This window comes from Ruegeria sp. BE9 (genome assembly GCF_056538765.1).
In genome coordinates this window covers 652,529-678,784 of the sequence record NZ_JBQFTS010000001.1, presented here as the reverse complement: position 1 = coordinate 678,784, position 26,256 = coordinate 652,529, and the positions used below count along the sequence as shown (strand labels likewise).

The window sequence follows — 26,256 nt, the reverse complement described above, 5'->3', positions numbered from 1 at the left end:
CGGACTTTGCAGTCCGCCTTTCTGATTGGTTGATTTGACGCTTAGCTGACGGCGCGTTTGCTGCCATTTCTGCGCAAGTTTGTCAGCTCTTCTGCCACCAAGAAGGCCAGCTCCAACGACTGCGTCGCATTCAGACGCGGGTCACACGCAGTGTGGTAACGATCCGACAGATCCTCTTCGGTTACGGCACGCACACCGCCGGTGCACTCGGTTACGTCCAGACCGGTCATCTCGAAATGTACACCGCCGGGGATAGTTCCCTCTGCCTGATGTACACCAAAGAAGTCGCGTACTTCGCGCAGCACCGAGTCGAACGGACGAGTTTTATATCCGGTCGCCGATTTGATCGTGTTGCCGTGCATCGGGTCACATACCCAAGTTACCTTGGCGCCTTCTTCCTTAACGGCCTGAATCAGGCGCGGAAGATGTTCACCAGCTTTACCAGCACCGAAACGCGCAATCAGGGTCAAGCGACCCTCTTCGTTTTCGGGGTTCAACTTGGCCATAAGAACCTTGAGGTCTTCGGCAGTTGTAGTCGGACCGCACTTAAGACCAATCGGGTTCAACACGCCGCGGCAGAACTCAACATGCGCACCATCCGGTTGACGTGTCCGGTCGCCAATCCAGATCATGTGACCCGAACCAGCCAGCCAATTGCCCGAGGTCGAATCAAGACGCGTTAGCGCCTCTTCATACTCAAGCAGCAAGCTTTCATGGCTTGTGTAGAACTCTACGGTCGAGAACTCGTGCGTGGTGTCGGCAGTGATCCCAGCAGCACCCATAAAGTCGATAGTGTCTTGGATGCGATCTGCGATCTCAGAATATTTCTGAACATCCTGCGCGTCGGTGAAGCCCAGTGTCCACGAATGCACCATGCTCATATCGGCGAAACCACCAGTCGAGAACGCACGCAACAGGTTCAAAGTTGCGGCGGCCTGAGTGTAGGCTTGAAGCATCTTGCTCGGATTCGGAATCCGCGCCTCGGGGGTGAAGGCCAGCTCATTGATGATGTCACCGCGGTAGCTGGGCAACTCAATGCCATCCACAACCTCGGTCGGTGCGCTGCGCGGTTTAGCAAATTGGCCGGCCATACGACCCACTTTAACCACAGGCACCTTAGCACCATAGGTCAGAACCATCGCCATTTGCAGCATCACCTTAAAGGTGTCACGGATTGCATCCGCGCTGAACTGTTCAAAGCTTTCTGCGCAATCCCCACCCTGCAACAGGAAGGCCTCGCCGCGACCGGCGGCACCAAGATGTTGCTTGAGGCGCCGCGCCTCACCGGCAAAGACCAGCGGGGGATACTGCGAAAGCTGGGCCTCGACCTTGGCCAACGCGGCCTCGTCGGTATAGTCTGGCATCTGAACCCGGGGCTTGTTGCGCCAGTTCGTTTTTTGCCATTCGGTCATAGCTTTGATCTCCGCTGAAGTAGTCAGGTCGCCTCTATACAAAATGCATTGAAGACTGACCATATGCGATTTGGGCCTCTTGACGCGGGAAACAAGCTTTGATCATGGTGGCTGTCAAATCTGTCGCTGGACGTCACGTCATAAAGCGCCGAATCAAGGACACCTCGCCATGCAAGAGCAACGCCAAGTTGTCACGGTGGAAGACACTGCGGCCAACCCTCGCAACTTTGTATTTGTCCTGCTGGACAAATTCTCACTTCTGTCGTTTGCATCGGCTCTGGACAGTCTCAGAATTGCCAACCGAATGTCGGACAAGCAATTGTACACTTGGACGCTTGTCGGTGAAGGTGGCGAAACCGTTAGCTGCTCGGCGGGGACAACGTTTAATCTGGATTCGGACTTGAACGAATTGCAGCGCGACGAAGTCGTTCTTATCTGCGGTGGTGTCGATGTTCAGGCTGCTACCACCAAAAAGGTGCTGAACTGGCTGCGCCGCGAAGCGCGTCGCGGTTTGCGCATTGGGGGACTTTGTACAGCAGCCTATACTCTGGCCAAAGCAGGGCTGCTGGATGGAAAACGCGCGACCATTCACTGGGAAAACTCCGACAGTTTCACCGAAGAGTTTGATGAAGTTGAGCTGACCAAGTCTGTTTTTCAGATTGACGGCAATCGGATGACCACTGCTGGGGGTACATCCTCCATCGACCTAATGCTCAAGATCATTGCTGACGACTACGGCGAAGACCTGGCGAATGCAGTTGCGGATCAGATGATCTATTCCTCGATCCGCACCGATCAGGATACTCAGCGCCTTTCGACCCCAACACGGATTGGTGTGCGCCACCCCAAGCTGAGCCAAGTCATCCTGATGATGGAAAAGAACATCGAAGAGCCAATCTCGCCTTCGATTCTTGCCAAGGACGTGGGTATGTCGACCCGACAGCTCGAGCGATTGTTCCGCCGATATCTCAGCCGCTCACCCAAGCGATACTATATGGAACTTAGACTGCACAAAGCACGCAACCTGCTAATGCAGACCGATATGAGTGTCATAAACGTTGCTCTGGCCTGCGGATTTGCCAGCCCGTCACATTTCTCGAAATGCTACCGGGCGCATTACAACACAACGCCCTATCGCGAGCGTGGTGCTCAGGGTGGTAAATTGTCGGTCTGATCGTCGGTCAGTTGCTTGGGGTCATTCGATAGACAGCACCCTGCCCGACTGAGATGAACCAGATCGATCCGTCAGGCGCTTCGACTATGTCCCGAACACGTTCAGTTTCGGCGCCCTTGATCTGTTCGACCTCGCGGAGCGGGGTGCCTTCCAAGCGCGCGATATAGTCGAACTTGAGCGACCCAACAAAGATGTCGCCCTTCCATTGCGGCCAAAGCTTACCTGAATAGGCCATCAACCCAGAAGGGGCGATCGACGGATCCCAATAGTGTTGAGGCTGTTCCATTCCTGGTTTTGAAGTGCCCTCGCCGATTTTCTGACCCGAGTAATGAACGCCGTAGGAAATGATCGGCCAACCATAATTTAGACCAGGTTGAACCAAATTTACCTCGTCTCCACCCTTGGCTCCATGTTCCGACACCCACAGTCGACCTTGCGAATCCAGCCCTGCGCCTTGAGGGTTACGATGACCATAAGACCAAATTTCTGGCCTTACATTGGCCTCACCCACAAAGGGATTGCCGGCCGGGACCGAGCCGTCGCGATTAACTCGGACAACCGTTCCCTTATGGTTTGACCTGTCTTGAGCAGAAGGCCGGTCCCCTCGATCACCGATCGTAACAAACAGATTCCCGTCCTCAGACTCAACAACACGCGAGCCAAAATGCCGTCCCCCTGACCCACCGGGTTCGGCCTCGAATACAATTCGCACATTGTTCAGGCGCTTCCCATTTTCCGATAACCGCGCGACGGCCAAAGCTGTACCTGCCCCACCTCTTTGGGGTTTTGAAAAGGTCAAAAAAATCTCGCGGGTTTGCTGGAAATCACGGGCGATGGTTACGTCAAGCAATCCGCCCTGCCCGTTTGTCGCCACTTTGGGCACGCCCCGGACACGGTTTTGATTGCCATCAGCAACATACAGAAGCTCACCATCGCGCTCCGTCACCAGAAACCCGCCCCCTGGAAGAATGCCTACTGCCCACGGTGTATCCAACCCTTCGAGCATCGCTGTGACCTGCACAGTACCGGCGGAAGTCTCCAAGGTATCGGCTTGAGCCCAACCGGCACCCATGGCCAAAACCAGAATCGCTGCGGACCTCAACATGTTCGCTCTCCCTTTTGGGCCGTCTTAGAAGGATGATTTCTGCAACCCTATAAAATCAAATAGGATTGTCGGCCGCAAAAACACAATTTTGTTAGGACTTTTCTTTTCCAGACAGCTTGCCTAGGGTCATGCCCAGAACGAACAAACGTTCCAATATGGGAGTAACCTAATGAAAAAGCTGCTTACTGCAACTGCAGCAACCGCTCTGCTGGCGGGCACCGCAATGGCTGATGATGTCAAACTGGGCATCCTGCTTGGCTTCACCGGACCGATTGAATCCCTCGCACCGTCGATGGGATCAGGTGCTGAACTGGCGATCGCCGAAGTTTCCGAATCCGGCAAACTGTTGGACGGCTCGACTGTCACCGGCATGCGTGCGGACACTGGTTGTATCGACAACGGCCTGTCCACCTCGAACGGTGAACGCATGATTGCGGACGGTGTTGCAGGTATCATCGGCGGCGACTGCTCGGGCGTAACTGGCGCGATTCTTCAGAACGTCGCGATCCCGAACGGCATGGTCATGATCTCGCCGTCGGCAACCTCGCCTGGTCTGTCGACTATGGAAGACAACGGCCTGTTCTTCCGCACCGCTCCGTCGGATGCGCGTGAAGGCCAGGTGATGGCAGATATTCTGCAAGATCGCGGTATCAGCTCGATCGCCTTGACCTACACCAACAACGACTATGGCAAAGGTCTGGCAGACGCGATCCAATCCTCGTTTGAGGCAGCCGGTGGCGAAGTGACCATCGTGGCTGCACATGAGGACGGCAAAGCCGATTACTCAGCTGAAGTTGGCGCCTTGGCCTCGGCCGGTGGCGACATTCTGGTGGTCGCAGGCTACCTGGACCAAGGTGGCCTTGGTATCATCCAATCTTCGCTGGACAGCGGCGCGTTTGACACATTCGGTCTGCCGGGTGGCATGATCGGTGACTCCCTGCCTTCCAACGTTGGTCCTGATCTGAACGGCTCGTTCGGTCAAATCGCAGGTTCGGGCGGTGAAGGTGCTGAGAAGTACTTTGCCATGGCTGAAGCCGCTGGTTTCGACGGAACTTCGCCTTACTCGCCTGAATCCTATGACGCCGCTGCTCTGTTCATGCTGGCAATGCAGGCCGCAGGTTCGACCAACCCTGCAGAATATGGCGCGAAAGTCATGGACGTCGCCAACGCACCCGGTGAAAAAATCTATCCGGGCGAACTGGCCAAGGGTCTGGAACTGCTGGCTGCAGGCCAGGACATCGATTATGTAGGCGCCTCGGGTGTAGAATTGATCGGCCCCGGTGAAAGTGCCGGTTCCTACCGCGAGATCGAAGTCACTGACGGCGAGAACAAAACAGTCAACTTCCGTTGATCCTGCGTTAACCGTCATAAGAACAAACAGCCCGGGCCTTGTGTCCGGGCTGTTTCAATGAAAAAAGACCGCACCTCATTTTTGAGGAAGAAGGCAAACGAGAACGCCGACAACGGCGGCTAGGGGAAAAAATGATCGTCGTCGAAGACGTGCACAAGCATTTCGGCGGATTTCACGCGGTGGATGGGGCCTCGCTGGAAATCCAAAAAGGATCGATCACCGGCCTGATCGGGCCAAACGGGGCAGGAAAAACCACCCTGTTTAACGTGATCGCAGGCGTTCTGCCTCCGATCAGCGGAAAGGTTGTCATGGATGGTGAGGATATCACCGGCCTGCCCCCGCACGAGCTGTTTCACAAAGGTCTGCTGCGTACCTTCCAAATCGCGCATGAGTTTTCGTCGATGACCTGTCGCGAGAACCTGATGATGGTGCCCGGAGCACAATCAGGAGAGGCGCTATGGAACACGTGGTTTGGACGTAAACGTATAGCCGACGAAGAACGCGCGCTGCGGGCCAAAGCAGACGAGGTTCTAGAGTTCCTGACCATTGAACACTTGGCTGATCACAAGGCTGGTCAGGTTTCGGGCGGCCAGAAAAAGCTCCTGGAACTTGGCAGAACCATGATGGTGGACGCCAAGATCGTGTTCTTGGACGAAGTTGGAGCCGGCGTGAACCGGACCCTTCTGATGACCATTGCCGACACTATCCTGCGCCTGAACAAAGAACGCGGCTATACTTTCGTGGTCATCGAGCATGACATGGATTTCATCGGCAAGATTTGCGACCCGGTCATCTGTATGGCCGAAGGAAAGGTCCTTGCCGAGGGCACTCTGGAAGAGATCAAAGCCAACGAGCATGTGATCGAGGCATATCTGGGCACCGGCCTGAAGAACAAAGACAAGCTGGAGGCCGGGGCATGAGCGACAACCCCTATCAGGACGACAAAGGTAACAAGGACGCCTCTATTACCAATACCCATGGCGTTGGCACCATGACCCCTGCACACCAGAAAAGCGGAAAAACGCACTATGTCGGCGGCGGGCCATTTCTAATCGGTGACACGATGACCGGTGGCTATGGCAAAGGGCCAGACATCCTGCACGACTGCACAATCGCCGTGGATAAGGGCGAGATTGCTGTCATCGTGGGCCCTAACGGCGCAGGCAAATCCACCGCGATGAAGGCCGTATTCGGCATGCTGGATGTGCGCTCGGGCTCTGTACGTTTGGACGGAGAAGACATCACCAACCTGTCGCCACAAGATCGCGTGATGAAGGGCATGGGGTTTGTGCCTCAGACGCAGAACATTTTTACCTCCATGACGGTCGAGGAAAACCTCGAGATGGGCGCGTTCATCCGCCGCGACGACATCAGCCAGACGATGGAGCAGGTCTATGACCTTTTTCCCATTCTGCGCGATAAACGGAACCAAGCCGCCGGAGAGCTTTCAGGCGGTCAGCGCCAACAGGTTGCCGTTGGTCGTGCCCTGATGACGCAGCCCAAAGTTCTTATGCTGGACGAGCCTACCGCCGGTGTTTCACCCATTGTGATGGACGAACTGTTTGACCGTATCATTGAGGTCTCTCGTACTGGCCTTCCGATCCTCATGGTCGAACAAAACGCGCGACAGGCGCTGGAGATTGCTGATAAGGGATATGTTCTGGTGCAAGGCCGGAACGCCTATACTGGCACCGGCAAAGAACTTCTGGCTGACCCCGAAGTTAGAAAGAGCTTCCTAGGGGGATAAGAGTTGAGAGCTTTGGCGGTATTGCCCATGCTGACCATTTGCACTGCTGCCTCGGCTGGGACATGCGTGCTGAATGAGGACTGCAACAGCAATGACCAATGCCAAGGGGATCAGCTATCTATCGAATTCGTCGGCGATCCACCCGAACGGTTGCAAAGTAACTTTGGAGATTTTGCAATCGAAACCACGTCGAGAGCTGGCGAAGCCTCTTCGACCCTAGTGGACGCAAACGGAACAGAGTGGATAATCAAGTCTGAGAACGACCTGCTGATTGCCTCGCACATCACTGACGGCGAGCGAGCATTCCTATACCTCACTCGGGTTTCTCCCCACGAGGTTACTGCAACTCTTATTTCCGCTCCTCAAAGATACGTGGATTACAATTCCGCCAGTTCTGCTCGCCGCGTGTTTACCGGTCGTTGCGAGCAGAAGTTCCTGTGAAGGCCCTACCCGCCGCTTCAGTAGTTGAGTGCTGACGCCCTGAGCGACCACTAGAACTGGCAAATGGTCGACGAAATCGCGAATAGCTCAGGCTGAAAACTAGATTTGATAGCCAACGTAATGGGCGTTCGAGTGCGCCGATTTCAACTTCATTTCAACCTCAAGCTAAAACAAGCATCTCAGCCTCAACTTTAACACGTATCAGCTGCAATCCGGTCACAATCCGCGGGTAACGCCGCATCGCAGAAGGATCGAAATCTTAGAGCTCTAATGGGCTGCTGCTGAGAAACCGGCGGACCTTCGCAAAAAACAAAACACTATTCAGGACCATCAAATGAAAAAATGGATGTGCGCGGCTTTTGCAGCCCTGTCTGCCACTGCCGCAATCGCTGAGGAACGTAACTTTGTCTGCGTGTCCGACGTAAGTGGCGAAGAAACCCGCGTAAGCCGTGCTGCTGGTGGTAGCAAAGGGCAAATTACAACGGCTCAGGTCACAGGCGAGACAACCGTCCTCAAGGGGCTCGACAACATCACATTTCTGTACATCGAAGGACAGAACGTTTTGACCTTTGTGGTTGACCTAAAAGACATGACTTACGACCTATCCATCCAAGGCGCAAATGCCGGAAATGATCGGGGCACTTGCAAAGAGATCGAAGCCTGATCTGTCGCTCTGCCTGCAGCACAATCCTTCGGGCAGAGCCTACCGTTTGTGGCCACTAAAATTACCGGTCCATACGGCCCATTTTCCGCCGAAATATCACTTTGATTTTTCTGTTTAGCCTACCCGGTGCCATCACTCGCGGCGATTGACGCCGCGTCAGCCACCAACAACCAGAAAAACGACCCTTTTAAGCAGCAAAACAGTGAAAAACAGGCTGGTTCGTGTTGTGTCTTGCAAGTGCGTTATGCGATATATCCGCACTGGGACAGTGGGAAGAATTCATGGACTTACTCAACGCGCTTGTTGCGCTTGCGAACTTTGTGATCGTGCCAGCGGTCGCCTATGGCAGCCAGTTGGCTCTAGGTGCGCTGGGCGTGACTCTGATCTACGGCATACTGCGGTTTTCTAACTTTGCGCATGGCGACACGATGGCCTTCGGGGCAATGCTGGCTGTGTTGGTCACTTGGGGGCTTCAAGCCGCCGGTGTCAGCTTTGGCCCTTTGCCAACCGCACTGCTGGCTCTGCCCTTTGCGATACTGGGGTGTATCGTTCTGGTGCTAATCACAGACCGGCTGGTTTATCGTTTCTATCGCGAGCAAAAGGCAAAGCCAGTAATATTAGTTATCGTTTCGATGGGCGTGATGTTCATCATGAACGGCCTGGTGCGGTTCATCATTGGACCAGACGACCAGAGGTTCTCTGACGGAGCTCGTTTTCTGATTTCCGCAAGAGATTTCAAGACGATGACGGGTTTGCGCGAGGGGCTAGCCATCAAAACCTCTCAGGGCATCACAGTTGTTGTTGCCGTTGTTGCCGTGGTGTTGCTGTTCTGGTTTTTGAACAAAACACGCACCGGAAAATCGATGCGCGCGTATTCGGATAACGAAGATCTGGCCTTGCTGTCGGGCATCAACCCCGAACGAGTGGTAATGATCACATGGATCATTGTTGCCGCCTTGGCGACCACCGCAGGCGTCCTTTACGGTCTGGACAAGAGCTTTAAGCCGTTCGTCTACTTTCAGCTTTTGCTACCCATTTTTGCTTCGGCAATTGTGGGGGGATTGGGCAATCCTTTGGGTGCCATCGCCGGAGGGTTTATCATCGCTTTCTCGGAAGTGACGATCACATACGCCTGGAAAAAGGTTCTGACCTACATCGCACCGGAAAGTCTCGCGCCGTCAGGGTTGGTTCAATTCCTGTCGACTGATTACAAATTCGCCGTCAGTTTTGTCATCTTGCTGATCGTGCTTCTGTTTAAGCCCACAGGCCTGTTCAAGGGGAAAGCGGTATGAGCGAGCCCGTCAAAAACACACTGCTTTTCGTGATAGTGGGCTGTCTGATCCTTTTGACAGGGTTCACTCAAAGCTGGAATGCCGCGATCCTGATCCTGAACATGGGATTGATTTCGGCTATCATGGCCATCGGAGTAAACCTGCAATGGGGCTTCGCCGGGCTGTTTAACGTCGGTGTCATGGGCTTTGTTGCGCTTGGAGGGCTGGCCGTGGTGTTGGTCTCGACACCTCCGACACCCGGGGCCTGGTCGGCTGGCGGATATGGCATCGTCTTGTCTTTGCTACTGGGGGCTGCGACCGTTGTGGCGGCCGTACTAGTGGCAAAAAAGATGCCAAAAGGTCGGCTTCAGGCCGTAGCTATCATAGCTATCCTGATCGTAGGCTTTTTCGTCTATCGGGCGATCTTTGACCCCAACGCCGCCGCTGTCGAAGCTATCAACCCTGCGGTTGAAGGCAATATTGGGGGGCTGAATCTACCCGTGCTTCTGGCCTGGCCCGCAGGCGGATTGCTTGCTGCAGGGGCGGCTTGGCTGATCGGAAAAACTGCTCTGGGGCTGCGTTCTGACTACCTCGCGATCGCCACTCTCGGTATTGCTGAGATCATCATTGCAATAATGAAAAACGAAGACTGGCTGGCCCGAGGCGTTAAAAACGTCTACGGCATTCCGCGTCCGTCGCCCGTGGTTGGTTATGAGGTTGAGCTTCAGAAAGACCCGTCTTTCATTGCGCGCGCTGAATGGTTTGGATTGGACCCTGTGACGGCGTCGACCCTGTCGGTCAAATTGGGTTACTCGTTGCTGTTCATGATCGTGCTATTGGTGCTGTTGTGGATGGCTCAGATGGCGCTGAAAAGCCCTTGGGGCCGCATGATGCGAGCTATCCGAGACAACGAAGTCGCCGCCGAAGCGATGGGCAAAGATGTCACGCGTCGTCACCTACAGATCTTCGTACTGGGCTCTGCGATTTGTGGCATTGCCGGCGCTATGATGACTACTCTGGACGGGCAGCTAACTCCAAGTGCGTACCAACCGCTGCGGTTTACTTTCCTAGTCTGGGTGATGGTGATCGTTGGCGGATCGGGTAACAACTTTGGTGCCGTACTGGGGGCGTTCCTGATCTGGTTCTTGTGGGTTCAAGTGGAACCCATCGGCCTGTGGCTGATGAACCTGATTACCGCGGGCATGCCCGACGGCAGTGCGCTGAAGGACCATCTGATCGAAAGCGCAGCACATATGCGACTATTCACTATGGGGCTCATATTGCTGATTGTTCTCAGATTCAGTCCAAGAGGCCTCATTCCCGAGAAATAGTTCTTGGATTGGACAAGTTATGAAACCGCACCGAAAACTCGGTGCGGTTTCTTGATTTTAAAGCATTTCCTGATTAGACGAGCGCATCGCTCATTTGTTAAATGGCAATTGTCGGCGCCCACTCACTTCAAAAGCCGATCTTTACAGATCATCAACGTTACCGAACCAGAAAAGAACACCGGATATGAAATCAACAGCAGTAAAACTGACCTTGGCTCTGCCCCTTCTGGCAGCTCTGACCGCTTGTATTCCTTCGCCCGAAGATCTGGAAACAACGCCTGTAAAAGTACAGACTGAAAAGGGTGAAGTGACTTGTCAGCTTTACCGTCAAAACCGCGTAATCTGGGATCGCGCTATTAACTTCCCAGCAGACAAAATGACTGTGCCCGAAGCGGACGCCTATTGCCGCGAAGAAGGTAAACGTCGCCTCAAATAAACAGTTGGCGCCGAACTCATTCTTACGTTCGGCGCCAGATGCTCATCTGTTTTTGAACAGCCCACCAAGGATGCCACGAACAATGCGGCGACCGGTGGTACCTTTTAGTTCCTTGATAACAGCTTCGCTCATTGCAGACGCAAATGTATCAGTCTGCCGAGTAATCCGAGACGAAGATCGGCCAACCCTACTGCCTGAATACCGTCTCGCCGTTGCGAACTCACGCTCGGCAACAGATTGAGTTTCTTCTTGCTCTTCCGCTATCGCAGCCTCTTTAGCGGCGGCATCTGCACGAGATTGAAGGATTTCAAAGGCAGATTTCCGATCTGTCAGCGTCCCGTATTTGGCCTGCATCTGCGACGCCGCATTTACCGCCTGGCGTTCGGACGCTGAGATTGGTCCAAGTTGAGATCCGGGAGGACGTATTAGGGTCCGCTCAACAACACCTGGGACACCTTTCTTTTGCAACATCGAGGTGACGGCCTCTCCAACACCAACCTCGCGAATAGCGGCTTCCGTATCGAAAGAAGGGTTTTCACGATACGTCTCAGCGGCCATACGAAGGTTCTTTCGATCCCGCGCGGTGAACGCCCGGAGAGCATGCTGAACCCGATTTCCCAATTGCCCCAGAATATCCTCGGGTATGTCGGCCGGGTTCTGCGAGATGAAATAAACGCCTACCCCTTTGGAGCGTATCAGGCGTGCAACTTGCTCGACCTTGTCGACCAGAACTTTGGGAGCGTCCTCGAACAGGAGGTGAGCTTCGTCAAAGAAGAAGACCAATTTGGGTTTATCCGAGTCACCAACCTCGGGCAGTTCTTCAAACAGTTCACTCAGCAGCCACAGCAGGAACGTCGCATATAATCGCGGTGATCCCATTAGCTTATCCGACGCCAGAATATTCACCATTCCATGCCCGTTCGCATCTGTCCGCATCAGATCGGAAAGCTCCAACGCCGGTTCCCCAAAAAGGTTGGTTGCGCCTTGGTTTTCCAACACCAAAAGTCGCCGCTGTATAGCTCCGATTGAAGCGGTTGAGACGTTCCCATAGCGCAACGACAACTGCGCCCGGTTCTCACCAATCCAGACCAACAGAGCTTGCAGATCTTTCAGGTCCAGAAGAGGCATCCCTTGCTCGTCTGCCACGCGGAAGGCGATGTTCAAGATGCCCTCCTGCGCCTCGGTCAGATCCATAAGGCGTGACAAAAGCAACGGACCCATCTCTGTTACAGTGGTGCGAACTGGATGTCCTTGCTGACCGAAAAGATCCCAAAAGGTTACAGGGCAAGCTCGATATGAAAACTCATGAAATCCGATGCGTTCAGCACGATCCTGAAAGGCCTGATGCAGCTTATGGGTTTCACTGCCCGGGTTTGCCAATCCGGATAGATCCCCTTTTACGTCAGACAGAAAGACTGGAACCCCGGCCTGAGAAAAACCTTCGGCCAAAATTTGCAAAGTTACCGTTTTTCCCGTTCCTGTCGCGCCGGCAATCAACCCGTGCCTGTTGGCATACTTCAAAGTCAGGAATTGAGGTTGGCTATAGTCTTCGCCCGCACCGCCCAAAAAGATGTTATTTTCCATGTATGTAAGGCCTTAATTTCACCGGTCTGACCCTAGCATACAAAGTTAACCTTTGACTGCGATAGTCAAATCGCCGCCTTTGTGCCTAACGGTGCAAGACGGCAAATTTCCTCCCTGTCGACTGACCGCGCCCTTGGGCGCGGTTTTTTTTAGCGGAAACCTTGATCTTTCATTAAAAGTGCAGGTTTGCAGTTGACCCCTGCTCTCCCCTTTCGTAACGTCTGCTCATAACTAAGTCGGCCAGTCCGACGGGGAGAAAATTTTTGGAAGGGAGCCGCTCCACCGGCTCCCTTTTTCGTTGAGTCTCATGTGCGTATTCTCGCCCATAAAACGGAAATCCAATCTTGGTCGGTAAATTGGTCTGCTTAGTGACTGACACCGAGAACCAAGGGTGATAGACCGGAAAAAAAGTTCAACCAGACTGCCGAGGCATTCATGTTTAAGAAAACCCTATCTCTCAGCATTGTTTCTGCTGCGCTGTTTTGCGGTGCCGCTTTTGCACAGGAAACCACTCAAGAAGAACAAAGTCAGGAAGCCGCGCCGCAGACTGAGACGGGATCGAACCTTGACTTGGGTGAAAGTGGTCCACGTATCGGCGAACAGTATATTGCCGAGGAGATTGGAAGCTGGACCCTGACTTGCATCAAAACAGAAACAGACGACGATCCGTGCGCGATCAGACAGGTTCTACTAGGCCCCCAAAATCAACCCGTCGCCGAAGTTACCATTGAGAAGCTTCCAGAAAGCGCAACTGCTCGTGCTGGTGCGACTGTGATCGTGCCGCTTGAGGTTCTGCTACAGGCACAACTGGCAATGTCGATCGATGGCGCACCGGGCAAGCGTTACAACTACCACACTTGTAATCCTGTTGGGTGTGTTGCGCAGCTGGGTTTTACCGAGGGTGACATCGACGCGATGAAAGCCGGAAACAAAGCCAACCTTTCGATGGTATCAGTTTTGGCACCTAACCAGCTGATTCAAATGGAAATGTCACTGGCTGGATTCACCTCGGCATTTGACAAGCTGAAGGTCAACCAAAACTAAAGACCCTAAAACTAAAAACGCCGCCAGAGCTTTTGGCGGCGTTTTTTTGTTTGATTGTTTCGGACCTACACGCGTTTCAGGGCGAGAACTGCATTCAGGCCACCAAACGCAAAAGCGTTACTAAGAGCCACATCCACTTTCGCATCACGCGCATCGTTCGGCACAACATCCAACGCACATTCCGGATCAGGTTCTTCGTAACCGATCGTGGGTGCAACCACCCCATCGCGCAGAGCCATGATACAAGCCAGGAGTTCAACGGCTCCAGTGCCGCCAATCAAATGACCGTGCATAGATTTGGTTGACGAAATCATCAGGTCGTCAGCGTGCGGACCAAAAACATCAGCTACCGCCGCGCATTCCGTTTTGTCATTGGCTGCTGTTCCGGTGCCATGAGCGTTGATGTAGCCCACCTGGTCTGCATTCAGACGAGCGTCCGACAACGCTCCGGCCATTGCTCTGGCAGCGCCTTGTTTACTGGGCATTACGATGTCCGAAGCATCCGAGGACATTGCAAACCCTACGACCTCACACAAGATGTCAGCGCCGCGTGCTTTCGCGTTCTCATATTCTTCAAACACGAATACACCCGCCCCTTCACCCTGAACCATTCCATTACGGTTGGCACTAAATGGGCGGCACGCATCTTTGGACATTACCCGAAGACCTTCCCAGGCCTTCACCCCACCAAAGCACAGCATGGATTCCGAACCGCCGGTAATCATGGCGGGGGCTGCACCGCTGCGGACCATTTGAAACGCCTGAGCCATTGCATGGTTGGAAGAGGCACAAGCTGTTGAAACAGTGAAACTTGGACCTTTGAGGTTGTGTTCCATCGAAACATGGCTTGCGGCAGCATTGTTCATCAGCTTAGGAACGACAAACGGGTGGACGCGGTTCTTGCCGTCCTCGTAGACCGAGCGATAGTTGTCGTCCCAAGTCGATACGCCACCACCTGCAGTCCCCAAAACAACGCCCGAACGTGCAGCGAGCTCGCCGTGAAACTCGATTCCAGACTGCTCTATAGCTTCTTTGGCAGCTGTTAAGGTGAACTGAGTAAACCGGTCATACAGAGTCATCTGTTGGCGATTAAAACGTCCCTCTGCCTCAAAACCGCGAACCTGGCCGCCGATCTTGATCGCAAGACGATCTACATCCCGAAACTCAAGCTCTGAGATACCACACCGGCCCTCGCGCATGGCTTCAAGCGTATCGGGTACGGAATGGCCCAGCGAATTGATCGTCCCGGCACCAGTAATGACAACGCGTTTCATAGTCTTATGTCAGACCTTTTCCGACACAAGTTTTTCGATGCCCGCGATGATGGCCGCAACATTCGAAATATCGAAGTCGCTAGCCGTTGGCTCGTTCGCGTTAAACGGCACCGAGATATCGAACTCTTCTTCGATGGCAAAAATGCTCTCGACAAGGCCAAGGCTGTCGATCCCAAGATCCTCGAGCGTACTTTCGGGCGTCACATCCGAAGGCTCCAACACGGCCTGCTCGGCGATGATGGCGATGACGCGGTCGGTGATGCTCATGTCGATCCTCTGATTATCACGTTGAGGATGATTTAATCACTCAGAGGCTATTTGAAAACAGCCTTTTTCAGCGCCTCTACGTCACGAGCCATACGGGGCAACCGGCGTTGGGCTTTATAAATATCCGTGTTGGTTTCCATCTTGACGGCTGGATAGCCCATAATCACACGCCCGGCAGGCACATTTGACAAGATCTTAGTGCCGCCACCCGCGATTACGCCGTCACCAATAAAAATATTGTCGGCCACACCGGTTTGGCCACCCAATACAACATTGTTACCGATTTCCACTGAGCCGGAAACACCAGTTTGGCCACATAGCAAACAGTCTTGTCCAACGCGGGTGTTGTGCCCAACATGAACAAGATTATCCAGTTTCGAACCATTCCCGATACGCGTATTGCGAATAGTGCCATTGTCGATCGTGCAGTTAGCGCCGACCTCTACATCATCTCCAATTTCGACAGCACCGAGAGAATGAATACGCAGCCAACTCTGCGCACGTGCATCCCCCTGGTCTCCCATGGTTTTTCGTGCGTTTTCCGCGCCTGAAACCTCGGGGGTAACAAAGCTAAAACCATCGGCACCAATACGGGCACCTGGTTGTGCGATGAAACGGTCGCCAATTTGAGCGCGTGCACCGATGCTGACCATCTCGCGCAACGTGGCATTCTCACCCAGCACAGCATCAACACCGATCACACAATGCGGGCCGATAATCGCTCCTTTGCCGATACGCACACGCGCGCCGATCACCGTCAATGGCCCGATGGAAGCGTCATCGGCCACTTCTGCAGTTGGATCAATCACAGCAGAAGGATGAATGCCCGGTACAACGCCCTGCCCGCGGTCCAGCATGGCCGTGATTCCAGCCATTGCCATTCGTGGTCTGGGAACAAAAATAGCAGCTTGCAAACCTAGCGACTGCCAATCAGCGCCTTCCCAGAGAACAGCGGCCCGCGCCGCGCCTGCACTCAGCGCCTCAGCGTATTTCGGAGACATCGCCATCGCCAAATCGGACGCACCGGCATCAGCAGGTTCTGCTGCGCGCTCGATGATCAAATCCTTGTCGCCAGAGCTCTCGGCCCCGAGTGCTTCGGCGATTTGCTGAATGGTGTACTGCATGGCGGGCTTCCCGGATTGACGACCTGCCCCGGTGATTACCCCTGAACGTCCGGCAGGGCTACCCCTGCTTTTTGCAGAGCTTCCCAGATCTTGCGATCACGATCATAAACATCCCGGCGGTACTGAACCTCACCTTTCGGACCAATATAGGCAGTGCGATAGATCAGGTGCACCGGCACTTTTTGGTCCAGCTTCACCGTTGTCTCTTTGCCTGTGTTCAGAACGCGGTGGAAGAACGCCTTAGGGTCTTCCTCCTGCTTGGCCAACAGAGCATAGGCAAATTCAAATGGCTGCGCCAAGCGGATACATCCATGCGAGAATGCACGCACCTCTCGGGCGAACAGAGATTTCTGAGGCGTATCATGGAGATAGATGTTGTGCTTGTTCGGGAACATGAACTTCACCAAGCCCAAGGCGTTGCTCTTGCTTGGTGGCTGACGCATCGCAAATGGGAAGTTGCGAGCGTTGAATTTGGAGAAGTCCACTGCTCCACGATTAACCTGCCGACCGCTACGATCAGTGATCTGAATGTGGCCAACCGCATTGGGGTTGGATTGCAGTTTCGGAAGATACTCTTTGGTGATGATCGAGCGAGGTACATACCAACTCGGGTTGATGACCATATGCTCCATCTCGTCCGAGAATTCTGGGCTGCGCCGGTCGTGAGTGTTCTTGCCGATCACTGCCCGAGTTTCGAACGTTACTAGACCGTCGTCGACAATCTTGGCTGAGAAGTCCGCTTGATTGACCAGAATATGACGCTCGCCCCGCTCACGTGGCAACCAACGTTCACGCTCTAACGCAACATAGACAGATTTAAGCCGGTCTGACGCACTCCGGTTCAGCTCTGCTATCGTACCTTGACCAGCCACTCCGTCTGCGGCCAGACCATGATCTGTCTGAAATTCTTGAACCGCTGCCAATACCGCGTCGTCGAAGTCAGGATTAGCTGTGGGTTGAAGGTAACCTAATGAAACCAATCTGTTGCGAAGCTTAATTACACTTGGACCGCTGTCACCATATTCCAGTTTTGAAACGGGAACGGTCGCGCCCCAGCCACCCTGGCTTACCAAATGCTCCAGCGCGATTTTTTGCTTCATCAACGCTTTGTACTGGATCGTTTGCGGAGCCAACTGATCAATGTATGCACCGTCTTCAGATGTAAAAAGCCCTTGCAGGTGAGCATTGGCGGATTTGCGTTCCACGTTTCGCACCAGGCCATCATCAATATCTGAAGGGCGCAACGCACCAGAGTTCAGGTTTCGGGCGTATTCGACAAAAGCGCGAGTCAGCTTGATTTCAATTTCACCAAGATCGCGGATCGTCCGCGCGTTTTGCATTTGCTCTATCAAGCCCTGAACGTTGAACGAACCGCCAGGCAAACCATGCATATGCGCAGACGAAAGCGCCTTGATCAGCTTGGTGCGCCGCTGTGCATGCTCAGGAGTTTCCCCAACCCAAACAGGCACGAATCCATTGTTTCTGTAGAACTCGGCAATTCCTGAACCTGAGGGAGCAAACTCCGCCACAGCCATTTGAAACGCCGTCGGAGCTTGGGATTCGGGGCCAGCTAGGGCTGCCGAGGCCAAGAAGCAGGCGGTAACAATGGTACTGGTACGCGTTCGAAGAACAGATAGCATGGGATGGCCTTGAATATTCAAAAACTTACGTCGCAAGGATTGCGTCGATAACTATGAGATTGCACCACGCAGTATGTCTATTCACAAATGTATCAGTGCCGCGCTTCTATCACCGCGTGATGCTTGTTTGCATCGGCCAAATCGGGCCGAACCTTAATTGCCTCACAATTATACATATTTACATCACCTGCGCAAAAATCTGCCGAAAATTCCCCCTTGAAAACATGAATCCGAAAGACTTCTTGGCTGGCTTTTGCACCTGTGTCATAAAAACCGCATCTGGGATGGGAAAAAAATTAAGAACGCGCGCGTAACATCGTGCGCAGGCAGGAACAGTACGGGACGAAACTAAAATGACCAAGAGCACCACATCGGGCTTGACCCGGCGTGCCCTATTGGGCGCATTCGCAGCAACGGCCGTCGTAGCAGCTCCGACTTATTCCAATGCAGCAGGATTTCTTCGCGGTGGCGGAGACATTCGTCGCATCCGTATGTACTCCGGTCGTACGGGTGAGCGAATAGACATGATCTATTGGGTCGACGGTAAGTACATCAAGGACGCGGTCAAAGAAGTGAACCACTTCATGCGTGACTGGCGTACAGACCAAGTCAAAACCATGGACCTGCGCACCATCGACATCATGGCGGCCTCTCATAACCTGCTGGACGTCAATGAACCGTACATGCTGCTGTCTGGATACCGTTCGCCACAAACAAACGCGATGCTGCGTTCACGGTCGCGCCGAGTTGCAAAGAACTCGCTTCACATGAAAGGCCAGGCGGCGGATCTACGACTGTCTTCGAGGTCCGTGTCCCAGATGGCCAAAGCGGCGATATCCTGTCGCGCTGGCGGAGTAGGAAAATACTCCCGTTCAAACTTCGTCCACATGGATTGCGGTGAAGTTCGTTCATGGGGCGGATAATCCCCCGCAGAATGTAAGCAAACAACGGGCGCCTTTGGGCGCTCTTTGTTTTTTGAGCTGATTTGGAATTCGCCCCAAAACCATTGAGGAACAAAGGCCAATCAGTTTCGGTAAATTGTAAAGAAATATGGCGCACCTGAGAGGATTCGAACCTCTGGCCTCTGCCTTCGGAGGGCAGCGCTCTATCCAGCTGAGCTACAGGTGCCTTGGCCGTTAGCTATCCTTGATCTGATCCGGGCGCAACTGGAAATCTACCCGGATCACTCAGGTTTCACGCAAACAAATCATGCGCCAGTTCCAGCGCATCGATTAGCGTGTCGACCTCTTCCTTGGTGTTATAGAGACCAAAGCTGGCGCGGCAGGTTGCCGTAACGCCGTAGAAATCCATGAGCGGCCCTGCACAATGATGCCCCGCACGTACAGCAACACCTTTTTTGTCCAGAATCGTCGAAACATCGTGCGCATGACCAGCGCCGTCCAGCGTGAAGCTGAAAATTGCGGCCTTGTCTTTTTGTGTGCCCTGAACCTGCAGCCAATTCAAACCGGTCAAGCGCTGCATCGCATAGTCTCGGATGCCGGCCTCGTGGGCTGCGATATTCTCCATGCCTAAATCCATCATGTAGTCCAGCGCGACCCCAAGGCCGATGGTCTGAACAATACCGGGGGTTCCAGCTTCGAACTTCATAGGCGGATCATTGTAGGTCACGTTATCCTTGCTGACCTCCTTGATCATGTCTCCGCCGCCAATAAAGGGGCGCATCTCGGCCATACGTTCGGATTTAATATAGATCGCGCCCGACCCAGACGGGCCATAAAGCTTGTGTCCGGTGATCGCGTAGAAATCACAACCGATTTCCTGAACGTTTACCGGCATGTGCACAGCGCCCTGACTGCCATCAACCAACACAGGAACACCTTTTGCGTGAGCACCTTCGGTGATCGTCTTCACATCGACCACTGTACCCAGAACATTCGAACACTGTGTAACCGCGACCAATTTGGTCTTTGGTCCGATGGCGTCAATCACAGCCTGAGGGTCCAGCCCACCATCTGCGTCCACATCGACCCACTTAAGAACAACTCCCTGACGCTCGCGCAGGAAATGCCAGGGCACGATGTTTGCGTGATGCTCCATCACACTAAGCACTATTTCATCGCCCGCTTGAAGGCGGGGCATTGCCCAGCCGTAGGCGACAAGGTTGATGCCTTCGGTCGTACCCGAGTTCAGAACAATCTCATCTTCATTCGCCGCACCAAGAAAACGGGCAATTGTTCCGCGCACGGCCTCATATTTCTCGGTCGCCAAGTTGGACAAGTAGTGCAGTCCACGATGCACGTTTGAATACTCTTCGGCGTAGGCGCGAGTCACTGCATCGATAACGACCTGGGGCTTCTGCGCAGAAGCTCCGTTATCGAGATAAGTCAGCGGTTTTCCGTTAACCTCTCGCGAAAGGATCGGGAAATCCGAGCGGATTTTTTGCACATCATACATAGTCTTCTTTTCCCTATACGGGGCCAACCGGCGCCAACATGAGGACAAATGGCATTGCGACAATCCCGGACAACAGGATGACCCCAAATGACCGCCAGAGCGACCCGAACTTGTGCGCTTCTTTTAGGAAATGGAGCGTGACGTAAAGGCTCAAAACAATTGTAGCCATCATGAAGACAGCCCAAAGAAACGGAAGCACGAGCATTACGATCAATGTCAGTGCAAAGATCGTAATCTGAAGGTACTGAAGCCATATTGTAAGGATCATTATGCCTTCAAACGTGCCAACCCCTCCCAAAAAGCGGCCAACGAACAGGAACGCTAAAACCGTCAGAAACATAAGTGCTGTCGAACGGATCAGGTTCAGAAAAATTGGATCGGGCAAAGGCGGAGTTGCGCCATCCGGAACTGGAACAAGGTTGTCGATTCCAACCTGAACCAAAGAATTCAGGACCACCGCAAGGAAGAAAGCTAACCAAAGGGCTTCGCGCCCCGGCCGAATTGACAGCAATTGACGTGCCGCATTCGTCGGATGGGTTAAGGTAAGCACCGCCAGGTTGGCAACAGTCACAAAATTCATTCGACCTGCCTCTGCGCTTGAACGAGGCCAGTCAGCCAGAACCAAAGAAAGATAATCAGCCACAAAGCCCCAACCCCGGTCAGAACGGGACCCGGACCAATAAAGCCAGCAACGAGACCATTCAGCAAAAGTAACGGGGTCGATGACAATAGCGCCCAGAACAACGCAATTCGTGCTCCATACGCCGAACCACGTCCGCCGAACAGGCGTGCAATTCCGTAGGAGAGGAACGCCAAGACGTAGAACAACAATGGAAGGATGATGACGGTGCCCAGCAGAGCACCGCCCATCAACATATTAAGCTCCAGTCCCTCCAAGTGGGCCTGCCGCGAAAGGCCAGGTAGTCGCGCGATAAACGCCACCACGCAAAAACCCATCACGAAGATAAGAGCCCGATCTTCTCGTTGCCCCATATCAAGAAGCCGGCGCACGACGCGACCCGGCCCTCGATATGTGGCCACGATATCCGAGGTAACAGGCATCAGCTGTGCCGCGAAAGCCAGCCTTCGAGGCGGGCCACCATTGCTTCGGCCAGTGCCTCATCCTCGATTTCATCAACGGCCTCAGCCAAGAAAGCCAGCGTCAGCATGTTGGTGGCGTCCTTGACTGGAACTCCGCGCGAGCGAAGGTAGAACAAAGCCGTCTCGTCGATCGCCCCTGAAGTCGAACCATGTGAACATGCCACATCGTCGGCATAAATCTCGAGTTCGGGTTTGGCGAGGAACTGGCTGTCATCGTCCAGAAGCAGCGATTGGCTGATCTGATAACCGTCAGTTTTCTGCGCGCCCTCCTTCACAAGAATCTTGCCTTGGAAAACGCCGGTGGCTCCATTGCGCAGAACCTTTTTGAACACCTGGCGGCTTTCGCAGTTCACAGCATCATGAGTAATGAACACAGTGTCATCGTGGTGAAAATCACCATCGCCGACGCATGCACCCGCTACGTGCGCAACCGCGTCATCTCCGGTCAGCTCAACCACCTGCTCGTTGCGGGTCAGCACGCCGTTCACAGTTAGTGTAAACGACTTATAGACAGATTCCTGGCCCAGACGCGTGAACATGTGTGTTGCAGCACGGCGCTCGTGATCCCTGCCCTGAGCGCGTACGTGATGCAAAGCACCGCCATCAGCGATGTCGATCTCCATACACTTATTAAAGCGTGATGCTGCCGGGCCGTTTTCCAGAATGGTGACCTCGGCGCCGCTTTCAACACGTACGATGTGGTGAAGCATCGCGTCTGAAGTTTCTGACTCGTGGCGATAGATCAGGCTGATCGGCTTGGATGGTTTGCCAGTCACGTGAATCGCGACACCGTCAGCTGCAAAGGCCGTGTTCAGCGCAGCCAGAGGTCGTGGTACAGGCGATTGGCCCCGAGCTTCAAGAACACCGTAGAGCTCTTTCGCCCAGTGGATATCCTTGCAGCAAATATCTTCAATCCGGTCGATGCTTACGCCTTCCAACGCCAGATCGTCGGATTCTTCGGGGCTGAACACACCATCGATAAACACGATTTTCAGACGGTCCAAATCGTTGAACAGCAAAGGTTCATCCGATTTGAACACTGCAGCGGCCGGAGCTTCGGGAGAAATCAGAGTTTCGGGACGTGTGTATTTCCAATACTCGTCGCGCCGCCCCGGCAGACCCATCTCTTGCACACGGGCCAGCGCGTCTTCACGTGCCGCACGAGTGCAGCCGGCGTCTGGCATGACCAAATTGGACAGCCGTGCCTCGGTTGCGGTTTGTTTCAACTCAGGCAAAGCCATTAGTTCACCTCGGCCAGAATGTCAGCATAACCGTTATGTTCAACTTCCAGAGCCAACTCAGGGCCGCCAGATTTAACGATACGGCCATTCGCCATGATGTGGACGACATCGGGTTTGATGTGGTCCAGCAGGCGCTGATAGTGGGTGATAACCAAGAAGCCCCGGCCCTCGTCCCGCAGCGCATTTACGCCTTCGGAAACCAGTTTCATCGCATCTACATCGAGGCCCGAGTCTGTTTCGTCCAAGATGCACATCTTGGGTTCCAGCATCGCCATCTGCAGGATTTCGTTACGCTTCTTCTCACCGCCCGAGAACCCAACGTTTACGGGACGCTTTAGCATGTCGGCGTCGATCTTCAGCGACTTGGCTTTTTCGCGCACGACCTTCAGGAATTCGGCTGCAGACAATTCTTCTTGTCCGCGCGCTTTGCGCTGTGCGTTTACTGCAGTGCGTAGGAAGGTCATGTTGCCAACGCCCGGGATTTCCACCGGGTATTGGAAAGCCAGAAAGACACCAGCCGCAGCACGCTCTTCCGGCTCCATCTCCAGCAGATCTTCACCATCCAGCGTGGCCGAGCCTTCGGTCACTTCATATCCGTCACGTCCAGACAGGACGTAGCTGAGCGTCGACTTACCAGAACCGTTTGGCCCCATGATCGCATGCACCTTGCCAGCCTCAACCGTCAGGTCCACACCCTTCAGGATCTGCTTATCTTCTTCTTCAAGTTGCACGTGCAGGTTCTTGATTTCCAGCATGTTTTGTCCTTTTGCGTATCGCAAGGGGCGTCTGGCCCCGATAATTTTATCCCAGAATTTTGCGGATCAGGCGCGCGGCAATCCAACCAAGGATTGCCCCAATGCCAACCGCCCAGACCGGGTTGATGAATGACATATGGTTGATGTTGACGTAAGCGACGCCAAGCAGGCCGCCCAGAACCGGCAACGCATACCCAAGCCAGGTAAGCACATCACCCTTTTGGATGCGATTCCGGGGTGTTCGAGCCATCAACCGACAGAGCCTTCCAGTGAGATGGCCACGAGTTGCTGAGCTTCCATGGCGAATTCCATTGGCAACGCCTGCAGCACGTCCTTACAGAACCCATTGACGACCAACGCCACCGCCTCTTCCTCGTCCATGCCGCGCTGACGGCAGTAAAACAGCTGATCGTCGTCTACCTTGGAGGTCGTCGCTTCGTGTTCCACGCGAGAAGAGTTGTTTTTGACTTCGATGTACGGAACCGTATGCGCGCCGCATTTGTCACCAATAAGCAAGCTATCGCACTGTGTGTAGTTCCGGCTTTCCTTGGCTTTCGGGTGCATTGAGACCAGACCACGATATGTGTTCTGCGCCTTACCCGCACTGATGCCTTTAGAAACGATGCGCGACTTGGTGTTTTTGCCCAAGTGAACCATCTTGGTGCCGGTGTCGGCCTGCTGATAGTTGTTGGCAATGGCGATCGAGTAGAACTCACCCTGGCTTTCATCACCGCGCAGGATGCAGGACGGATATTTCCAAGTCACAGCCGACCCGGTTTCAACCTGTGTCCACATCACTTTAGAACGGTCGCCGCGACAGTCCGCGCGTTTGGTCACAAAGTTGTAGATACCGCCCTTGCCGTTCTCATCCCCGGGGAACCAGTTCTGAACGGTCGAGTATTTCACCTCGGCATCTTCCTCGACAATGATCTCAACCACAGCCGCGTGCAGCTGCGCGGTGTCACGCTGAGGTGCCGTACAGCCTTCGAGATACGATACGTAAGATCCCTTGTCAGCAATGATCAACGTACGTTCGAACTGGCCGGTGTTTTCCGCGTTAATACGGAAATATGTGCTCAGTTCCATTGGGCAGCGAACGCCCGGCGGAATGTAAACGAACGACCCATCAGAGAACACGGCCGAGTTCAGCGTGGCGTAGAAATTGTCAGATACTGGAACCACGGTTCCTAGATATTTCTTAACCAGCTCAGGGTGGTCTTTGATTGCCTCAGAAATGGAGCAGAAGATGACACCGTGTTTCGCCAACTCATCCTTAAATGTTGTACCCACGGACACCGAGTCAAAAACCGCGTCCACCGCGACCTTGCGGCCTTCCACTGGCATATCTTCCGCACCCTCAACACCAGCCAAGATCATCTGTTCTTTCAAAGGGATGCCGAGCTTTTCGTAAGTAGCCAAAAGCTTGGGATCAACCTCATCCAGAGACTTAGGTTTCTCTTCCATCGACTTGGGGCGGGCGTAGTAATACTGATCCTGAAAGTCGATCGGCGGGTAATGCACCATCGCCCATTTCGGCTCTTCCATCTTGGTCCAACGCTCGAATGCTGACAGACGCCATTCGGTCATCCACTCGGGCTCTTCGTTTTTCTCAGAGATCAGCCGGACAATATCCGGGTTCACACCCTTGGGTGCGTACTCCATTTCGATATCGGTGTCCCAGCCGTATTTGTAGGTACCAACCTCGCGCACCGCATCCACGGTTTCCTGATCGACGCCTTCTTTAACTTGGGTCTGGTCCAAAGCGGCCATTTCCTTCACTCCGTCAGATCACGCGGCGCGCGCGCGATGTTTTCTTTCTTTTGCAAGCCACGTTTCGGCGAAACGAAGCACATCTTCTTCAGTTGTAAGAGGTCCCAATGACACGCGGATTGCGCTTGCAGCAGTTACCTCATCAAATCCCATCGCAGTCAAAACCGCGCTGGCACGAACTTTACCGCTGGAGCAGGCAGAACCCGCACTGACAGCAAAGCCCGCCAAATCCATCTGCATGACCTGTGTTTCCCCTTTCCAACCGGGGGTGGCGAAACACAGAGTGTTAGGCAAACGTTCCTGATCTTTCCCGACAAAAATAGTAGATTTAGAACCGGCCTCAAGGGCCTTTTCTAGAATATTTCTAAATTCTTTAATTTGCTCCCAAACGCCGTTGGCCAAGTCACGCGCTGCCGCTTCTGCTGCGGCTCCGAACCCCGCGATTCCAATGACATTTTCCGTACCTGAGCGACGACCCATTTCCTGACCACCACCCTTGATCTGCGCCGGCAAATCTGTGCCGCGTTTCATCACAACCGCGCCAACGCCTTTGGGGCCGCCCAGTTTGTGTGCGGAAACCAGAGCCATTTCCACGTCCATCCAGTTAAACGCAACAGGCAGTTTGCCGAACGCCTGTGTCGCATCGGTTACCGCAAGACCCTGAGGCAGAGCCTGCACGACACCGGTTTCGGAATTAGCCAGTTGCAGGGTTGAACTCTCTGGATTCGGGACCTCAACCGCACCTGACGTAACCGCCGTCAAATCCTCAGTAATCCAAGATCTTACAGCATCATGTTCAATCGCCGATCCATGCAGATCTCGGCCCGCAAGCGCCAGAGCAGCACCCTCGGTTGAACCGGACGTGAAGACGATATCAGCACCATCCGCCCCAAAAGCGGCAGCGATTTGCGCACGGGCACGCTCGACCAAAGCCTTTGCTGCACGCCCTTCTGCATGAACAGAGGATGGGTTTCCGCAAACATCCATTGCCGCGATCATTGCTTCCCGCGCCTCTGGCCTCAAAGGCGTTGTGGCATTGTGATCCAGGTAAACACGAGTCATGGATTCACCTTTTGCTCGACACTTAAGCCCTTATGGATGCAAATTTC

The 26,256-nt window shown here is 53.9% G+C and carries 26 protein-coding genes and 1 tRNA gene; 11 read left to right on the top strand and 16 right to left on the bottom strand.

The window, feature by feature from the left end; translation table 11 throughout:
* Positions 1–41: 41 nt before the first annotated feature.
* Complete coding sequence (locus ACR0EO_RS03295; RefSeq protein WP_480686983.1) at positions 42–1,412, bottom strand: class II 3-deoxy-7-phosphoheptulonate synthase; 1,371 nt, start codon at positions 1,410–1,412, stop codon at positions 42–44.
* Between the two features lie 169 nt (positions 1,413–1,581).
* Between ACR0EO_RS03295 and ACR0EO_RS03290 the strand changes: the two genes are divergently transcribed.
* Positions 1,582–2,586 carry a GlxA family transcriptional regulator gene (locus tag ACR0EO_RS03290; RefSeq protein WP_480686982.1) on the top strand — a complete coding sequence of 335 codons (1,005 nt, stop codon included), beginning with the start codon at positions 1,582–1,584 and terminating at the stop codon, positions 2,584–2,586.
* Between the two features lie 7 nt (positions 2,587–2,593).
* Here the strand turns inward: ACR0EO_RS03290 and ACR0EO_RS03285 are convergent, their stop codons facing one another.
* Positions 2,594–3,691 carry a PQQ-dependent sugar dehydrogenase gene (locus tag ACR0EO_RS03285; protein ID WP_480686981.1) on the bottom strand — a complete coding sequence of 366 codons (1,098 nt, stop codon included), beginning with the start codon at positions 3,689–3,691 and terminating at the stop codon, positions 2,594–2,596.
* Positions 3,692–3,860: 169 nt separating this feature from the next.
* On the opposite strand from ACR0EO_RS03285, the gene ACR0EO_RS03280 reads away from it, so the two are divergent.
* From ACR0EO_RS03280 to ACR0EO_RS03245, 8 genes are all read left to right on the top strand, one after another.
* Positions 3,861–5,042, top strand: coding sequence for an ABC transporter substrate-binding protein (locus ACR0EO_RS03280; protein ID WP_480686980.1), 1,182 nt, complete (start codon positions 3,861–3,863; stop codon positions 5,040–5,042).
* 131 nt (positions 5,043–5,173) lie between these two features.
* The gene (locus tag ACR0EO_RS03275; protein WP_480686979.1) at positions 5,174–5,962 is read left to right on the top strand and encodes an ABC transporter ATP-binding protein; all 789 of its coding nucleotides are present in this window, start codon (positions 5,174–5,176) and stop codon (positions 5,960–5,962) included.
* A complete protein-coding gene (locus ACR0EO_RS03270) occupies positions 5,959–6,789 on the top strand; it encodes an ABC transporter ATP-binding protein (RefSeq protein WP_480686978.1) in 831 nt (276 codons plus the stop codon). The genes ACR0EO_RS03275 and ACR0EO_RS03270 overlap by 4 nt, the downstream gene beginning before the upstream one ends.
* Positions 6,790–6,816: 27 nt before the next feature.
* A complete protein-coding gene (locus tag ACR0EO_RS03265) occupies positions 6,817–7,230 on the top strand; it encodes a hypothetical protein (protein WP_480686977.1) in 414 nt (137 codons plus the stop codon).
* A gap of 334 nt (positions 7,231–7,564) precedes the next feature.
* Positions 7,565–7,894, top strand: a complete 330-nt coding sequence (locus tag ACR0EO_RS03260) for a hypothetical protein (protein WP_480686976.1) — start codon at positions 7,565–7,567, stop codon at positions 7,892–7,894.
* A gap of 281 nt (positions 7,895–8,175) precedes the next feature.
* The gene (locus ACR0EO_RS03255; protein WP_480686975.1) at positions 8,176–9,186 is read left to right on the top strand and encodes a branched-chain amino acid ABC transporter permease; all 1,011 of its coding nucleotides are present in this window, start codon (positions 8,176–8,178) and stop codon (positions 9,184–9,186) included.
* The gene (locus ACR0EO_RS03250) at positions 9,183–10,496 is read left to right on the top strand and encodes a branched-chain amino acid ABC transporter permease (RefSeq protein WP_480686974.1); all 1,314 of its coding nucleotides are present in this window, start codon (positions 9,183–9,185) and stop codon (positions 10,494–10,496) included. The genes ACR0EO_RS03255 and ACR0EO_RS03250 overlap by 4 nt, the downstream gene beginning before the upstream one ends.
* 184 nt (positions 10,497–10,680) lie before the next feature.
* The gene (locus ACR0EO_RS03245; RefSeq protein WP_480686973.1) at positions 10,681–10,932 is read left to right on the top strand and encodes a hypothetical protein; all 252 of its coding nucleotides are present in this window, start codon (positions 10,681–10,683) and stop codon (positions 10,930–10,932) included.
* Positions 10,933–10,974: 42 nt separating this feature from the next.
* Here the strand turns inward: ACR0EO_RS03245 and ACR0EO_RS03240 are convergent, their stop codons facing one another.
* Positions 10,975–12,516: a helicase HerA-like domain-containing protein gene (locus ACR0EO_RS03240; RefSeq protein WP_480686972.1), complete on the bottom strand. Its 1,542-nt coding sequence runs from the start codon at positions 12,514–12,516 to the stop codon at positions 10,975–10,977.
* Between the two features lie 435 nt (positions 12,517–12,951).
* Here ACR0EO_RS03240 and ACR0EO_RS03235 point away from each other — a divergent pair, with 435 nt between their 5' ends.
* On the top strand, positions 12,952–13,560 hold the full coding sequence (locus ACR0EO_RS03235; RefSeq protein WP_480686971.1) for an invasion associated locus B family protein: 609 nt from the start codon (positions 12,952–12,954) through the stop codon (positions 13,558–13,560).
* A 65-nt stretch (positions 13,561–13,625) separates the two neighbouring features.
* Here the strand turns inward: ACR0EO_RS03235 and ACR0EO_RS03230 are convergent, their stop codons facing one another.
* From ACR0EO_RS03230 to ACR0EO_RS03215, 4 genes are read right to left on the bottom strand one after another with little or no spacing between them, the layout of a single operon-like run.
* Positions 13,626–14,834, bottom strand: coding sequence for a beta-ketoacyl-[acyl-carrier-protein] synthase family protein (locus ACR0EO_RS03230; protein ID WP_480686970.1), 1,209 nt, complete (start codon positions 14,832–14,834; stop codon positions 13,626–13,628).
* A gap of 9 nt (positions 14,835–14,843) precedes the next feature.
* Positions 14,844–15,101: an acyl carrier protein gene (locus tag ACR0EO_RS03225; RefSeq protein WP_170760709.1), complete on the bottom strand. Its 258-nt coding sequence runs from the start codon at positions 15,099–15,101 to the stop codon at positions 14,844–14,846.
* 47 nt (positions 15,102–15,148) lie between these two features.
* Positions 15,149–16,225 carry a UDP-3-O-(3-hydroxymyristoyl)glucosamine N-acyltransferase gene (lpxD, locus tag ACR0EO_RS03220; RefSeq protein ID WP_480686969.1) on the bottom strand — a complete coding sequence of 359 codons (1,077 nt, stop codon included), beginning with the start codon at positions 16,223–16,225 and terminating at the stop codon, positions 15,149–15,151.
* Positions 16,226–16,260: 35 nt separating this feature from the next.
* Complete coding sequence (locus ACR0EO_RS03215; RefSeq protein ID WP_480686968.1) at positions 16,261–17,865, bottom strand: L,D-transpeptidase family protein; 1,605 nt, start codon at positions 17,863–17,865, stop codon at positions 16,261–16,263.
* A 353-nt stretch (positions 17,866–18,218) separates the two neighbouring features.
* Here ACR0EO_RS03215 and mepK point away from each other — a divergent pair, with 353 nt between their 5' ends.
* Positions 18,219–18,788 (top strand): peptidoglycan L,D-endopeptidase MepK, encoded by a 570-nt coding sequence (gene mepK, locus ACR0EO_RS03210; RefSeq protein ID WP_480686967.1) that lies wholly within the window; start codon positions 18,219–18,221, stop codon positions 18,786–18,788.
* Positions 18,789–18,916: 128 nt separating this feature from the next.
* On the opposite strand, the gene ACR0EO_RS03205 is transcribed toward mepK, so the two are convergent.
* The 9 genes from ACR0EO_RS03205 to ACR0EO_RS03165 form a co-directional block, all read right to left on the bottom strand.
* Positions 18,917–18,993 (bottom strand) — tRNA-Arg (locus ACR0EO_RS03205).
* Between the two features lie 66 nt (positions 18,994–19,059).
* Positions 19,060–20,280 carry a cysteine desulfurase gene (locus tag ACR0EO_RS03200; RefSeq protein ID WP_480686966.1) on the bottom strand — a complete coding sequence of 407 codons (1,221 nt, stop codon included), beginning with the start codon at positions 20,278–20,280 and terminating at the stop codon, positions 19,060–19,062.
* A gap of 13 nt (positions 20,281–20,293) precedes the next feature.
* Positions 20,294–20,860, bottom strand: coding sequence for a YIP1 family protein (locus ACR0EO_RS03195; protein WP_480686965.1), 567 nt, complete (start codon positions 20,858–20,860; stop codon positions 20,294–20,296).
* On the bottom strand, positions 20,857–21,342 hold the full coding sequence (locus ACR0EO_RS03190; protein ID WP_480686964.1) for a YIP1 family protein: 486 nt from the start codon (positions 21,340–21,342) through the stop codon (positions 20,857–20,859). The genes ACR0EO_RS03195 and ACR0EO_RS03190 overlap by 4 nt, the downstream gene beginning before the upstream one ends.
* A complete protein-coding gene (gene sufD, locus ACR0EO_RS03185) occupies positions 21,342–22,622 on the bottom strand; it encodes a Fe-S cluster assembly protein SufD (RefSeq protein ID WP_480686963.1) in 1,281 nt (426 codons plus the stop codon). Before sufD ends, ACR0EO_RS03190 begins: the two co-directional genes overlap by 1 nt.
* Entirely contained in the window at positions 22,622–23,377 is a 756-nt protein-coding gene (gene sufC, locus ACR0EO_RS03180; RefSeq protein ID WP_480686962.1) for a Fe-S cluster assembly ATPase SufC, read from the bottom strand. Before sufC ends, sufD begins: the two co-directional genes overlap by 1 nt.
* A 46-nt stretch (positions 23,378–23,423) precedes the next feature.
* Positions 23,424–23,627 (bottom strand): hypothetical protein, encoded by a 204-nt coding sequence (locus tag ACR0EO_RS03175; protein WP_480686961.1) that lies wholly within the window; start codon positions 23,625–23,627, stop codon positions 23,424–23,426.
* Positions 23,627–25,147: a Fe-S cluster assembly protein SufB gene (gene sufB / locus ACR0EO_RS03170; protein WP_480686960.1), complete on the bottom strand. Its 1,521-nt coding sequence runs from the start codon at positions 25,145–25,147 to the stop codon at positions 23,627–23,629. The genes ACR0EO_RS03175 and sufB overlap by 1 nt, the downstream gene beginning before the upstream one ends.
* Before the next feature lie 18 nt (positions 25,148–25,165).
* Positions 25,166–26,209: a cysteine desulfurase family protein gene (locus ACR0EO_RS03165; RefSeq protein ID WP_480686959.1), complete on the bottom strand. Its 1,044-nt coding sequence runs from the start codon at positions 26,207–26,209 to the stop codon at positions 25,166–25,168.
* Positions 26,210–26,256 lie beyond the last annotated feature (47 nt).

What these genes read in the sequence shown, in the direction of transcription:
- ACR0EO_RS03295 (WP_480686983.1), bottom strand. Translation starts at nt 1,412, where the DNA reads ATGACCGAATGGCAAAAAACGAACTGGCGCAACAAGCCCCGGGTTCAG.
- ACR0EO_RS03290 (WP_480686982.1), top strand. Translation starts at nt 1,582, where the DNA reads ATGCAAGAGCAACGCCAAGTTGTCACGGTGGAAGACACTGCGGCCAAC.
- ACR0EO_RS03285 (WP_480686981.1), bottom strand. Translation starts at nt 3,691, where the DNA reads ATGTTGAGGTCCGCAGCGATTCTGGTTTTGGCCATGGGTGCCGGTTGG.
- ACR0EO_RS03280 (WP_480686980.1), top strand. Translation starts at nt 3,861, where the DNA reads ATGAAAAAGCTGCTTACTGCAACTGCAGCAACCGCTCTGCTGGCGGGC.
- ACR0EO_RS03275 (WP_480686979.1), top strand. Translation starts at nt 5,174, where the DNA reads ATGATCGTCGTCGAAGACGTGCACAAGCATTTCGGCGGATTTCACGCG.
- ACR0EO_RS03270 (WP_480686978.1), top strand. Translation starts at nt 5,959, where the DNA reads ATGAGCGACAACCCCTATCAGGACGACAAAGGTAACAAGGACGCCTCT.
- ACR0EO_RS03265 (WP_480686977.1), top strand. Translation starts at nt 6,817, where the DNA reads ATGCTGACCATTTGCACTGCTGCCTCGGCTGGGACATGCGTGCTGAAT.
- ACR0EO_RS03260 (WP_480686976.1), top strand. Translation starts at nt 7,565, where the DNA reads ATGAAAAAATGGATGTGCGCGGCTTTTGCAGCCCTGTCTGCCACTGCC.
- ACR0EO_RS03255 (WP_480686975.1), top strand. Translation starts at nt 8,176, where the DNA reads ATGGACTTACTCAACGCGCTTGTTGCGCTTGCGAACTTTGTGATCGTG.
- ACR0EO_RS03250 (WP_480686974.1), top strand. Translation starts at nt 9,183, where the DNA reads ATGAGCGAGCCCGTCAAAAACACACTGCTTTTCGTGATAGTGGGCTGT.
- ACR0EO_RS03245 (WP_480686973.1), top strand. Translation starts at nt 10,681, where the DNA reads ATGAAATCAACAGCAGTAAAACTGACCTTGGCTCTGCCCCTTCTGGCA.
- ACR0EO_RS03240 (WP_480686972.1), bottom strand. Translation starts at nt 12,516, where the DNA reads ATGGAAAATAACATCTTTTTGGGCGGTGCGGGCGAAGACTATAGCCAA.
- ACR0EO_RS03235 (WP_480686971.1), top strand. Translation starts at nt 12,952, where the DNA reads ATGTTTAAGAAAACCCTATCTCTCAGCATTGTTTCTGCTGCGCTGTTT.
- ACR0EO_RS03230 (WP_480686970.1), bottom strand. Translation starts at nt 14,834, where the DNA reads ATGAAACGCGTTGTCATTACTGGTGCCGGGACGATCAATTCGCTGGGC.
- ACR0EO_RS03225 (WP_170760709.1), bottom strand. Translation starts at nt 15,101, where the DNA reads ATGAGCATCACCGACCGCGTCATCGCCATCATCGCCGAGCAGGCCGTG.
- lpxD (WP_480686969.1), bottom strand. Translation starts at nt 16,225, where the DNA reads ATGCAGTACACCATTCAGCAAATCGCCGAAGCACTCGGGGCCGAGAGC.
- ACR0EO_RS03215 (WP_480686968.1), bottom strand. Translation starts at nt 17,865, where the DNA reads ATGCTATCTGTTCTTCGAACGCGTACCAGTACCATTGTTACCGCCTGC.
- mepK (WP_480686967.1), top strand. Translation starts at nt 18,219, where the DNA reads ATGACCAAGAGCACCACATCGGGCTTGACCCGGCGTGCCCTATTGGGC.
- ACR0EO_RS03200 (WP_480686966.1), bottom strand. Translation starts at nt 20,280, where the DNA reads ATGTATGATGTGCAAAAAATCCGCTCGGATTTCCCGATCCTTTCGCGA.
- ACR0EO_RS03195 (WP_480686965.1), bottom strand. Translation starts at nt 20,860, where the DNA reads ATGAATTTTGTGACTGTTGCCAACCTGGCGGTGCTTACCTTAACCCAT.
- ACR0EO_RS03190 (WP_480686964.1), bottom strand. Translation starts at nt 21,342, where the DNA reads ATGCCTGTTACCTCGGATATCGTGGCCACATATCGAGGGCCGGGTCGC.
- sufD (WP_480686963.1), bottom strand. Translation starts at nt 22,622, where the DNA reads ATGGCTTTGCCTGAGTTGAAACAAACCGCAACCGAGGCACGGCTGTCC.
- sufC (WP_480686962.1), bottom strand. Translation starts at nt 23,377, where the DNA reads ATGCTGGAAATCAAGAACCTGCACGTGCAACTTGAAGAAGAAGATAAG.
- ACR0EO_RS03175 (WP_480686961.1), bottom strand. Translation starts at nt 23,627, where the DNA reads ATGGCTCGAACACCCCGGAATCGCATCCAAAAGGGTGATGTGCTTACC.
- sufB (WP_480686960.1), bottom strand. Translation starts at nt 25,147, where the DNA reads ATGGCCGCTTTGGACCAGACCCAAGTTAAAGAAGGCGTCGATCAGGAA.
- ACR0EO_RS03165 (WP_480686959.1), bottom strand. Translation starts at nt 26,209, where the DNA reads ATGACTCGTGTTTACCTGGATCACAATGCCACAACGCCTTTGAGGCCA.